The organism is Ruminococcus difficilis (genome assembly GCF_016680995.1).
In genome coordinates, this window is the sequence record NZ_JAEQMG010000145.1 from 86,200 (window position 1) to 98,513 (window position 12,314).

Sequence of the window (12,314 nt, forward strand, 5' to 3'; positions counted from 1 at the left end):
TCCCAACGTGGCAATTCCCTTGTTGCTGATATCTTTATCAGAGGAGTTGCACCCCTCTTTGCGGTTTGCCAAAGCCCCTTTGGGGTTCGCAATGACTGCTTTACTAAAACGGCGTACCCGAAATGATCCAGAGTACGCCATTGTACACGATAATGATTCAATAAGTTTTATCTTACGCCGAAGAGCAGCTCGCCGTATGTCGGCAGCGGCCAGATCTTTGAATCAACAATCGCTTCTGCGTCGTCAGCGTACTCCCTAAGAGTATCCATCTGCGGCAAGATCTCATCTCGAACGAAATCTGCCTGCTCAATGATATTGTCGATGTGACTCAGATGATATGTTAAGCGCTCGAGGATACCTGCGTTGGCGCTCATCTCGTCGCACGCAGCCGAGAGCTTTTCAATATTAGCTGTCTCATACGCGCAGCTGATGTCGGGGGAGATCGCTTTCTTCATGGTGACGTTGGTCAGCAGCTTGGTCAGATAGGACTCGATGGCGGGCAGGATCTGCTTGCCGGTCATATCGACCATGGTCAGCGCCTCGATGTTGACCTGCTTGACGTAGTTTTCGAGCATGATCTCCAAGCGGCTCTCGAGCTCCGCCTCGGTAAAGACCTTGTGAGCGGTCAGCATCGCGACGTTCTTCTCGTCGAGCAGATGCGGCATCGCGTCGGCGGTGGTTCTCAGGTTGGACAGACCGCGCTTCTCGGCTTCTTCCAGCCATGCGTCATCGTAGCCGTTGCCGTTGAAGATGATGCGCTTATGCGCCTTGATGGTGTCGCGGATCAGGGTGTGTACGTCGTTCTCAAAGTTATCGGAGTTCTCCAGCACATCCGCGAACTGCTTCAAGGATTCCGCGACGGCTGAGTTGAGCATCATGTTGCAGCACGCGATGGAGTTGGAAGAACCCAACATACGGAACTCGAACTTATTGCCGGTGAAGGCAAAGGGCGAGGTACGGTTGCGGTCGGTGGTGTCGCGTCTGAACTGTGGCAGCACGTCAACGCCGAGCTTCATGTACTTTTTCTTTGCGCCCTCATATTCTGTTTCGTTCTCGATCGCATCGAGAACGCCGATGAGCTCGTCGCCGAGGAATATGGAGATAACAGCAGGAGGCGCTTCATTCGCGCCCAGACGGTGATCGTTTCCGGCGGTCGCAACGGATAATCTCAGCAGATCCTGATACTCGTCGACCGCCTTGATGACCGCGACGAGGAACAGAAGGAACTGGACGTTTTCATAGGGGGTCTCGCCGGGGGTGAGCAAATTGACGCCGGTATCGGTGCCGATCGACCAGTTGTTGTGCTTGCCGGAGCCGTTGACACCCTTGAAGGGCTTTTCGTGCAGCAGACATACCAAACCGTGCTTTGTTGCAACCTTCTGCATAATCTCCATCGTCAGCTGGTTGTTATCGGTTGCGATGTTTGTGGTGGTGTAGATGGGAGCCAGCTCATGCTGGGCAGGGGCGACCTCGTTGTGCTGGGTCTTGGCGAGGATGCCGAGCTTCCACAACTCATCGTTCAGATCCTCCATATAGGCGAGGACGCGTGGCTTGATGCTGCCAAAGTAGTGATCATCCAGCTCCTGACCCTTTGGGGGACAAGCTCCGAACAAGGTGCGTCCGGTGTAAATCAGATCCTTGCGCTTGGCGTACAGCTCCTTGGGGACAAGGAAATATTCCTGCTCGGGACCGACCGAGGTGACTACCTTCTTGACGTCCTCGTTGCCGAACAGCTTCAGTACACGCAGTGCTTGGATATTCAGCGCCTGCATCGAGCGCAGGAGCGGGGTTTTCTTATCCAGCGCGTCGGCGCCGTAGGACGCGAACGCGGTGGGGATACATAATGTCTTTCCTTTTATAAATGCGTAGGATGTCGGATCCCACGCAGTGTAGCCTCGCGCCTCAAAGGTCGCGCGCAAGCCGCCGGAGGGGAAGGATGACGCATCCGGCTCGCCTTTGATCAACTCTTTCCCGGAGAACTCCATGATAATCCTGCCGTCAAGGGACGGGGAGATAAAGCTGTCATGCTTCTCGGCGGTGATACCTGTCAGCGGTTGGAACCAGTGGGTGTAGTGGGTCGCGCCCTTTTCGATCGCCCAGTCTTTCATCGCAACAGCTACCGCGTTCGCAACAGTCAAACTCAGCTGTTCGCCGTCGTCGATCGTCTTGCGCAGCTTCTGATAAATCTTACCGTCCAGACGTTCTTTCATCAGCTTATCATCAAAAACCAGACAGCCGAAATAGTCTGCTACATTTTCCATAATACCTTCTCCTTTGATATAAAAATAGAAAAAGCGCCTTGAACTTTCGTTCAAAACGCCTTTGCTTTCTACACCGGTGATTATATCACCTTGTTAAAAAAATGTCAAGAAATAAAATAGTTTTTTCAAGTAAAAATGCTGCCTACACACTCAAACTTTCTTTTCGCAAATATACAGCCACTGACATTTACGGCAAAAATCTTTCAGTCTGCCGCTCTTGACGATCATTTCATTTGCCTGCTCGTACAGCTTGCTCCACAACAGCTCGTCGCCGATATGGCAACCTAGAACATTCATGACTCGGTCATCGATTGCCCTGACCTTATAATCTTTTGCACATATAACTCCCGCGTTATTCGGGCACGCTTCACAGATACAGTCGCAGCCGCCGGTGAGTGTGACAGTCGGGTCATCATGCTGTAACATGGTTATCACATCATTCATATGTCGGACAAAGTCCGGATCGTATCCGTATCCCTCAAAGAAACGGATACACAAGGCGTGGTGGGGTCTGAGTAACACACTCAAAGGGTAACGACCATTGACAGACGATTGGACAGTACCATGGCGAGCACGATTTTCACCGCGTCGGGGATTAGGAACGGAACGACGCAAGTCATCAGCGTTTCAACGACGCCCCACTTCATGACGACCATGAACCAAACGGTACCGAAAGCGTAGCAAACGAGTATGCCCAGTATCATCGCTATTGTTAAAGGCAGGGCCTTTCTCTCCCACTTATCAGCCGCAAAACCGACAATCAGCGCTGTCGCCAGAAAACCGATGATATATCCGCCGGTAGGACCTGCCAGTATTCCAACGCCGCCTGACATTCCTGCGAACACCGGGACACCGACCGCGCCGAGCAGAATGTAGACAAAGACGCTGAGCGTCCCGCGCTTCCAACCGAGCATTGCCGCCGAAAGACACACGGCAAAGGTCTGGAGAGTGACGGGTACCTCACCTACCGGTATGCTCAGGATCGAGCATACCGCGATCAAAGCGGCGAACATTGCGGTAACGACCATACTCTTCACCGAGAAGCGAGTGTTTTTGCTATCATGAGTTTTTGCAGACATACCTATACCTCTTTTTTCAAAGTTTTCATAATGGCAGTTCTTTACAATGATCAACAAAATCCTTCCAGATCAGCCGGCTTTCCTCACAAACTCGATAGGAAAGTTCGGGGTGCCACTGTACTGCCCATACATAGCTTTTTTCGGGCATATAGACCGCCTCAACCAGTCTGTCCTCGGAATATGCCATTGGATAAAGCAGCGGCGACAACTCTTTGATTGCCTGATGATGATAGCTATTGACCTTCAGACGATCGGTATTCAACAGAGTATACAGCGGGGTATCCTTGATGATACTGACCGAGTGTACCGGTTCGTCATATGGCGGAGACTGACAGTGAACGACAGGGGACGGCTTCTGAGACGGCAGATCCTGATACAGCGATCCCCCGCAGAACACGTTGAACGCTTGTATTCCCCTGCAAATGCCGAACAGCGGCTTATCCGCTTTCAGCGCTTCGTGAAACAGGATATATTCCATCGTATCGCGCAGGGCAAAATGCTCACCGCATTTTTCCGATTCTGCTTCATGATAATACGCAGGGTCGATATCCTGTCCTCCTGTGAACAAAAATCCATCGAAAGTGTCGACAAGCGACCGGATGTCCTGCCAATCTGTCAACAGCGGCAGCATTATCGGAATCGCTCCCGATTGTATAAGAGCGTCCATATAACCCGGTATCATCCAAAGACTGTCGCGCTGAATATCAAAAAGCGGAAAAACACCGATCGTTGGCTTTGACATTGACATAATCCACCACCCGCATTATAACAAGGAATTCCTTTGCATTGTTGCATGCGCGATAAACAAATCTATTATCTTCTTGCTGTTATCATCTGTCATATAGGCCAGTTCAGGATGCCACAGGATCCCCCACATGAACGCTTTGAGCGGCATATATACTGCTTCAATAGACCCATCCGACGCATATGCCATACTTTTCAGGATCGGGGAAATCTTTTCGATCCCTTGAAAGCGATTACCTTTGACGGATAGCTGCCGTATTTTCAGTAATTTTGCCAAGGGTGTATCGGGATTGATCGACACATTATGCACGGGAGGGTGTTCAGATAAAGTCTGTTGATTTGCAGAAAACGACTGAACTCTAATGTCCCGAAAGAGTGTGCCGCCCAGCGCTGCGTTCAAAAACTGGAGTCCTGTGCTGATACTCAGCAACGGCTTGTTGACCTTTATCGCTGTATCCAGCACGAAAATCACCCTTGCGTTCTGTTGTGAATCCGGGAGGACATATCCGTTCTTTTCCTCTCTGTCCATGATCAAATCATCTTCTCCTGCAATAATAAAGCCGTCACACATCTCAACCGCTTGATAGAACAACTCCTCTTTACCGGTCATTGGGACGAGCGTCGGGAGACCTCCTGCTTGCACGACAACATCCAGACATTTTGATATCGTTCTACAGCTTTGAGTGTGATTGTTTACAAGAGCTACCATACCGATCAACGGCTTAGACATCAGACCACTTCCTACTTAATGATTTTGAAGCATACTGTTTTTTCATTGATCAGCGGGCTGTGATAGGCAAAGTAGACGGTTCCTGAGACAGGCGTACGGATCTCTCCGACGGTCGTACACTCAAAGGGATCAACGATCCTGCCGAGGATGTCGTCCTTTTCGACAGTCGCGCCGATCTCAACAGTACTGAAGAAGAGACCTGCCGCACCCGCTTGGATCTGTTCTGTTTCGCTCTCATCCAATACGACCGTGCGATATCCGGGCGGCGTTTTCGTGCTGACCAGGCCGCGGTTGTCCATAAAGCGCAGGATCGCATTGACCGCCTCGCAGGCAGCCTTTTCGTCGATCTCGTCAGTTGCGTTCGCATAAACCGAAAATGCTTTTGTCTCCCAGATCTGCCAGTTATAATTCAGCGTAGTGGTGTCATAGGGACGCGGCTTGCGCACGATACCGAATTCCAGTCCGAAATCCTTGAGCATCCCGGGATCTGTGAAACCGGTATCCATCAGCTTGACATGCGGCAGGAAAATCCCCTGCTGGTAGAAACTAGCAAGCTGGATGCCGTATTCATAGCCCTGTAACTGTTCAAACACGCCTGCCGCGATCCGCTGGGTCGTTTCACCCTGATCATATCCGGGGAACATCCTGTTGATATCGGTGTTATCCATCGCCCAGAACCGCTTGCCGAGGTTCATGGAGTAGTAATTGACGCAGGGGATCACAAGGATCTCGCAGTTCTCGGCGAGCTTTCCGTCTGCTTCAAGCCTTTTCAGCTCCTGCACCATGCGGCTGCAGACATACATCTGCTGTACCTCGTTGCCCCGCATGGCGCCGACAATGACAAGGGCTTTTTTTCCTCTGCCGAAGCTGTAGCCGATGACGTCAAGCTGCTCACGATAAGGGGATTTCAGTGAGAACAGCGTCTTCTTTTTCATGCGTCCTCACCTCCCTGCATAGGCTGCAAAATCCGCGCCAGCAGTGAGCCGCCGTAGACGACCGGATACTCGCGCAGGGTAAAGATCATTCCGTCACAGACAGCCTGCACCTCCTCGACAACCTTAGAGCTCAGCGGGTCGATAACATTGCCGATATGGTCGCCCTTTTTCACCGTATCACCGAAATCCGAAAAAGGAACAAAGATACCTGCGACGTCGGAGTTGACAAAGCCGACCTCGCGACCCGCGGAAATGATCGGCTTGCGCACGGGAACGGTTTTTCCCTTCCACATACCGAGCTGTTTCATCAGGTTAAGGACGCCCTGAAACAACTGACCGCAGTATTCCTTTGTGATCCGCATACCGACGCCCATTTCCACAACCAGCGTTTTTGTACCGCGGGAGTTGAGCGTATGCGCAAGGGTCGATTCCAGTACCGTCGCCGACTCATGGATCCAAACGAAGTCTACATTCATCATCTCAGCGTACGGCAGAAGCACCTCGGCAGTCGGCACGCTGATGCGTATCTGCGGAATCTCCTTCAGAAAAATATTGCTTGAGTGAACATCAACGCACACATCCGAGCCGCTGATATCATCCGTGATAGCGGAACAGACGACCTCGACCATTGTGCCGTTCTTAGTACCGGGAAAAACGCGGTTCATATCAAGGTCGAACATCGGGATGCCCCGCGTGATGCTGTCGATCCCCATGGGATTGAGCGCAGGATAGATATCGACGATCCCGTCGAGTAGGTCGATATTCTTGTCGATAAAGCTACCGACCATAAAGGCGAGGTACTGCCCCTCCAGCTCGTCGCCGTGGGTACCGGTCACAAGGCTCAGGCGGGTCGTGCTGTTTCCGTTTTGAATACGTCTCTTCTGTATTTTCAGCTTTTCATTAACGGCAAGCGCAATGCTTGCGATCGTTTCTGTCATTTTTTCTGTTTCCTTTCCCTATGATAGTATCGAGCGAACCAGCTGGAGCTGGCAAGTATGCTTTCCGTACATCACGCCCCGATCAACAGCGCAGTCGCGAAAATCCCTGCCCTGTGAGATCACCAGATAACCGTCGCCGACAGGGCAGTTGTTGGCGGGATCGATCCCTTCCCAATGTTTGCCTGTCCAATACTCCACCCATGAATGGGTCTCTCCGTCACAGAAGGCGAGTCCCGCGATATAACGGCAGGCGATGCCGTCCATTCGCAGCAGCGAGATCAGGATATGCGAAAAATCCTGGCACACGCCTTTTTTCAGCGCGAACGCCTGCGCCACAGTCGTTGCGGTATCAGTCACGCCCTTCTGATATCCGATCGTCTGCGACAGGACATCGCTGAGATATGCCGCCCGGTCTGCGGCAGTTCCGATACAGCCGTCCTGATGCGCACGGTAAAAGTCGCGCAGAGCATCGTCAGGCTGTGTATATTCTGATTGGTAAAGATAACACGGCATATAGTCGGTACGGCGCTTTGTACAGTCGACCTCAGCCGTTCCCTTGATCTCAAAGTCGAGAAAACGATGGTCGTCCCTCAGATACCCGGTCGTCACATTATTGCCGAACGCGTCGACAGTCTGTTTGACCGGAACATAAGGAGAGATATTCAGATTGCATGACAAAATCTGCTGCGATGCCGTCTCAGGCGGGATGATCCGCAGCGCAAAGCTGTGGTCATGTACATAATCATCAAAGGTCAGCTTGGTGGAAAAACAATAATTCACGCGTTTCATACGCTCACCTCCCCGGCTTCAAACAGCCTGCTAAGACTGCTGATTGCCCTCTTTGACTCACGATCATAGTCGGCCTCTGTGCCGAGAATCTCGACCAGATCGGACAGCGGCTTTGTCTGATAACGAAAGGGAGTCGAGCGCGGCACGCGGTTCAGATTTTTGAGGAGTCGGATGAACTCCTTTTCCACGATCGGATACGGGTATTTCATCCTCATATACAGGTCAAGCCGCTCGACGGTTTTCCCGATATAGATGATGTTCCTGATCTCATCGTCATAAATATGTTCATTGATACAGCCCCAGAAGGCATAGAGAATATCCTCCAGCGGCAGCAGCGATAAGCGGATATTTGTACTGTTCTGTGCTTTTTCCAACGTGTCCTTTGCCATCTGCAAAAAGGACAGCGAGGTAGTTGAGATTTCCTCGCGCAGGACGATACCGTTGTCATAGGCGCGCTCGAGACTGTATACTGCGGAGTTAGAATTCGCATTGTCAAACAGAAAGCTGCGGAGAAAAGCCGCGTTATCCGCATAGGTATCGGCAAGTCCGAAACAGCCGAGATAATCCGTGTATCCATGCTGTGTATCGAGCATTTTGTCATACAGATCGCCCAGCGCCTTTAGCGTCGTAAAAAATCGTTCCGTATAGCGTCCCAGCCAGTAGAGACGGTTGCTGTGTTCTAACGAGATAGTACCCATGTGTCTTTAAAGCCTCCCCCTTGCGATGAATTGACCACGAAGGAATCGGGATTTCTGGAAAATCTGGTCAGTCCCGACGCCCATACTCTTGTTGTTTCTCCCGACAATACAAATGCCCTCAGATCTGCCTTGCGCATGACCGTAACACCGTTGTCGATGATCGGCAGATCGAGGAAGTCGATGACCTCCTGCGCGATAAAGCGTCTGGGCTGTGCGATGATCTCAGCGCGGAATTCCTCCAGCCGTTCCTTTGACAGCTCGCTGCCGAATACCACGCCGTAGCCGCCCGCCTCCGCGACGTCCTTGATGACGAGCTGTTCGAGCTTGTCCATCACATATTTCATATCCTCTTCATAAAACGGCAGATAGGTCGGGGCATTTTTCAGAATCGGCTCTTCACCGAGATAGTACCGTATCATCTTCGGGACAAAGTAGTAGATACCCTTGTCGTCCGCAACGCCGTTACCCGGCGCATTGATGATACCGACGTTGCCGCTGCGGTACGCCTCCATCAGATTCGGAATACCGATCAGCGATTCGGGCAGGAAGGTCAGCGGATCGAGGTATTCGTCCGCAATACGGCGGTACAGCACACCGATCCTTGTTTTACCGCCCGAATAGGTGCGGTGGTAGAGAATATTGTCCTCGACAAACAGCTCGTCATTCTGCACCAGCACCGAGTCGGTATGCTCCGCTAGATACGAGTGTTCAAAGTATGCCGCGTTGAACCTACCCGGCGTGAGGATCGCCCTGATGCCGCCGCAGTTCGCGTATTCCATAGTTTCTTTCAGCAGCTGTGCATAGCCGCGATTGTCGACAACGGCATTTTCCTCGAACGCCTGCGGCGCCGCGATCCGCGTCAGTTCTCTTGCAATCAGCGGATAGGAAGCGCCCGACGGGATCCGCAGGTTATCCTCCAAAATATACCATTCGCCGTCCTTTGCCTGTACCAGATCGATGCCGGAAATATGACTGTAAATCTTATTTTTAGGCGTCACGCCCTCGCACTGTGCGAGGTAGCCCTTTGAGATGTATATGAAATCCTCCGGAACGATCCCGTCCCTGACGATCTTCTTGTCGTGGTAGATATCGTAGAGAAAAGCATTCAGAGCGTCTACGCGCTGGATCAATCCCTTTTCGATCTGCGCAAAATCCTGAGACGGGATCACTCGCGGGATCGGATCGAAAGGGAAGAATTGTTCTTTGAACTCGCCGTTCTTGTAGATGCCGAATTTGACCCCGTATCGCCTGAGAAGATCATTGATCTCACCGGCGTTTCCTACTGCCTTTGTAAACTGCTCCTGATGCAGCGCCGTCATAGTATCACTCCGTTCCTTTAAACGAAAACGGCGCCTCTCCGTTGTTGGAGAAGCGCCGTTGCTTTCTGCGTTTTTACACTTGGTTTTTACCGCATTGTCAAAAGTTTGTCAAGAATTTTCCCACATTTCATCGACAAAATGCTATCTTTTTTCAATAGGGATATACTTTTTCTCGCGAGAGACCGACTTGTATGCGGGACGGATAATACGCTTGCCGCTGTTGATTTCTTCAAAGCGATGTGCGCACCAGCCCGCCATTCGTGACACCGCAAACAGCGGTGTGAACAATTCTTCGGGGATACCGAGCATCCTGTAAACCAGTCCGCTGTACATATCAATGTTAGCACACATCACCTTGCTGGAATGTTTGACCTCTTCAAAGACGATCGGCGTCAGGCGTTCGATTGATTCCAGAAGTCGGAACTCCCTTTCGTACTCTGTACCCTCTGCCATCGCTCCCGCGTATTTTTTGAGGATCACCGCACGCGGATCGGACAGAGTGTAAACAGCGTGACCCATCCCGTAGATCAGTCCGCTGCCGTCTCCCGCCTCTTTTTTCAGGATCTTCCTCAGATAATCGGATACCTCTGCGTTATCTTCCCAATCTGAAACATTCTCCTTGATATACGCGTGCATTTCGGCAACCTTGTGATTAGCCCCGCCGTGCCGCGCACCTTTGAGCGACCCAATGGCGGCAGCATATGCCGAATAAGGATCGGTGCTCGACGAGGTCAGCACCCTGCACGCAAATGTCGAGTTATTGCCGCCGCCATGCTCGGCATGGAGCATCAGCATCAGGTCGAGCAGCTTTGCCTCATCGTGCGTAAAGGTTCTGTCAGGTCGCAGGGTCGAGAGGATATTCTCTGCGGTTGACTGACCCTTGATCAACTGGTGCATGATCATCGATTCCTCTGTAAAAAATCTTTTTTTCGCCTCATAGGCACAAATCATGATAACGGGCATTTTTGCGATCAGTGAGACGGCGGTGTCGATCTCGTGCTCGGGTGTTTTTGCCTCAGGATCGCTGTCATAGGAATACAGCGCAAGCGTTGACCGCGCCATTTTGTTCATGATGTCCCGGGAGGGCGCTTTCAGAATCATATCTTCAAAGAATGTCCCCGGCAGTGCACGGTTGTCTGATAAGAGAACGGTGAAATCCTCCAGTTCTCGTTGATCGGGCAATCTGCCGGTCATCAGCAGAAAGACGACCTCTTCATAACCAAACCGATCCTCCGCTACTGCTCTGCCGATCAGATCGTTGATGTTATAGCCTCTGAAGATCAGCTTGCCCTCGGCGGGCTCCTTTTCGCCGTCGTCCACCACATAACCGTGTACATTACAGATATTCGTGACGCCTGCCATCACGCCGGTACCGTCAGAATTACGCAGTCCGCGCTTGACATGGTACTTCGAGTAATATTCCGGTGAAATGCGATTGTTTTCAGTAAAGGCAGTCACCATTGTTTCCTTGAAGCTCATAAGTATTCTCCTTAAAAGGAAAAGCGCTCCTCTGAAAAGAGAAGCGCCTTTGCTCAGTTATTGGCTGTATTATAACACCGTTTTTTCGGATTGTCAAATAGAGAAAACAAACTTTGTAATTAAGCATAAAGGAACAATCTGCTATTTATGTGGAGCTCCTGCTACTCAAATCGACCATAAGATATCAGTATACCGATTCGCTATTGAAAAATTGGACATTAGAGATATGAATTCCTTTGACAATCTCTTTCCCATTTGCATGATATGTAATTCATCTAAACTTCCATAAGCACTCATACTACTTAACATATGTTTTTGTTTTCCTTTCTCATATATTCGAACAAAACAATACTGTCAAGCCTATCTTAGGACTATCCTAAAACGTCCAAATTTCACCTGTGTCGCGTTTTTATGAGAAGGTAGGGTAATTTGACTTCCTTTTTGGATTTCAAGCGAAAAGTGTTGATAAATAGTGTGGTTTTAGCTCAGAAAGTCAGTGTTTAAGCCATTTTTCATTTAATAAGGCTGTTTGATAATTTCACTTGAAGCTAAACAAAAATGTTAGTCACAGTATCACCGTTTCTTTATACAAGAAAGCGCGCTCTGCGCGCATTTCGCATAGCCATCGCTCGTTGTTGCGTAGCAACAAACTGAGCGGGCATACAAATCTTTTTTACTTTATTAGAAACGAGCAGTTTCTTATAAAGTAAAAAAGGAGCCGGGGAAACCGGCTCCAAAATCAGCAATTCAACAAGTTGCGATAAATCATCAGGTCGTCATCCTTGAACACATTGAAGATGACCTTGATATCGCTGCTTGTTGTTTTTTTGTAGTCTTTCACAGTTGATACGGCGATCTCAGCCGCCTTATGCTGCGGGAATCCGAACACACCTGTAGAGATACAGCAGAACGCGATGCTTTTACATCCGTTTTCCTCTGCAAGCTTCAAGGAAGAGAGGTAACAGCTTTTGAGCAGTTCACAGTGCTGATCGGTGAGTCTGCCGCTGACAATCGGTCCCACGGTATGAATGACATATTTGCTCGGCAAATTGTAGCCGGGAGTTATCTTAGCCTGACCTGTAGGCTCCTCGTGCCCCTGCTCGCGCATGATCTCAAAGCACCGGTATCTCAGAGATAATCCGGCAGCGCTATGCAAGCAGTTGTCGATACAGGAATGTAAAACCCTGAAACACCCCAAAAGCTGGGCGTTGGCAGCGTTCACCACCGCGTCGCAGGAGAGCGTTGTGATGTCGCCCTGCCATAAATAGAGGTCTTTTTCAACAGGGGTGAGGTCTGATATTTTTGTGATACCCTTTGCTTCGTTTTCAGCTCTGAGATATTC

General features: G+C 50.5%; 12 protein-coding genes. All 12 read right to left on the reverse strand.

Annotation, left to right across the window (positions count from 1 at the left end; all coding sequences use genetic code 11):
- Positions 1 to 167 precede the first annotated feature (167 nt).
- Entirely contained in the window at positions 168 to 2,261 is a 2,094-nt protein-coding gene (locus tag JKK62_RS13805; protein WP_201428395.1) for a glutamine synthetase III family protein, read from the reverse strand.
- Positions 2,262 to 2,411: 150 nt separating this feature from the next.
- Positions 2,412 to 2,783, reverse strand: a complete 372-nt coding sequence (locus tag JKK62_RS13810) for a DUF1284 domain-containing protein (RefSeq protein WP_316638055.1) — start codon at positions 2,781 to 2,783, stop codon at positions 2,412 to 2,414.
- Positions 2,784 to 2,785: 2 nt separating this feature from the next.
- Positions 2,786 to 3,340, reverse strand: a complete 555-nt coding sequence (locus tag JKK62_RS13815; RefSeq protein ID WP_201428397.1) for a biotin transporter BioY — start codon at positions 3,338 to 3,340, stop codon at positions 2,786 to 2,788.
- Between the two features lie 25 nt (positions 3,341 to 3,365).
- Positions 3,366 to 4,082, reverse strand: a complete 717-nt coding sequence (locus JKK62_RS13820) for a gamma-glutamyl-gamma-aminobutyrate hydrolase family protein (RefSeq protein ID WP_201428398.1) — start codon at positions 4,080 to 4,082, stop codon at positions 3,366 to 3,368.
- Between the two features lie 21 nt (positions 4,083 to 4,103).
- Positions 4,104 to 4,814 (reverse strand): gamma-glutamyl-gamma-aminobutyrate hydrolase family protein, encoded by a 711-nt coding sequence (locus JKK62_RS13825; protein WP_201428399.1) that lies wholly within the window; start codon positions 4,812 to 4,814, stop codon positions 4,104 to 4,106.
- Positions 4,815 to 4,825: 11 nt separating this feature from the next.
- The gene (locus JKK62_RS13830; protein ID WP_201428400.1) at positions 4,826 to 5,749 is read right to left on the reverse strand and encodes a M14 family metallopeptidase; all 924 of its coding nucleotides are present in this window, start codon (positions 5,747 to 5,749) and stop codon (positions 4,826 to 4,828) included.
- Entirely contained in the window at positions 5,746 to 6,687 is a 942-nt protein-coding gene (locus JKK62_RS13835; RefSeq protein ID WP_201428401.1) for a M14 family metallopeptidase, read from the reverse strand. Before JKK62_RS13835 ends, JKK62_RS13830 begins: the two co-directional genes overlap by 4 nt.
- An 18-nt stretch (positions 6,688 to 6,705) precedes the next feature.
- Complete coding sequence (locus JKK62_RS13840) at positions 6,706 to 7,476, reverse strand: transglutaminase family protein (RefSeq protein WP_201428402.1); 771 nt, start codon at positions 7,474 to 7,476, stop codon at positions 6,706 to 6,708.
- Positions 7,473 to 8,174 carry an alpha-E domain-containing protein gene (locus JKK62_RS13845; RefSeq protein ID WP_201428403.1) on the reverse strand — a complete coding sequence of 234 codons (702 nt, stop codon included), beginning with the start codon at positions 8,172 to 8,174 and terminating at the stop codon, positions 7,473 to 7,475. The genes JKK62_RS13840 and JKK62_RS13845 overlap by 4 nt, the downstream gene beginning before the upstream one ends.
- The gene (locus JKK62_RS13850; protein ID WP_201428404.1) at positions 8,156 to 9,493 is read right to left on the reverse strand and encodes a circularly permuted type 2 ATP-grasp protein; all 1,338 of its coding nucleotides are present in this window, start codon (positions 9,491 to 9,493) and stop codon (positions 8,156 to 8,158) included. Before JKK62_RS13850 ends, JKK62_RS13845 begins: the two co-directional genes overlap by 19 nt.
- A gap of 141 nt (positions 9,494 to 9,634) precedes the next feature.
- Complete coding sequence (locus tag JKK62_RS13855) at positions 9,635 to 10,972, reverse strand: citrate/2-methylcitrate synthase (RefSeq protein WP_201428405.1); 1,338 nt, start codon at positions 10,970 to 10,972, stop codon at positions 9,635 to 9,637.
- Between the two features lie 739 nt (positions 10,973 to 11,711).
- Positions 11,712 to 12,314 (reverse strand): protein-ADP-ribose hydrolase (locus tag JKK62_RS13860; RefSeq protein ID WP_207752195.1); only part of this gene is annotated, 603 nt, incomplete at its 5' end.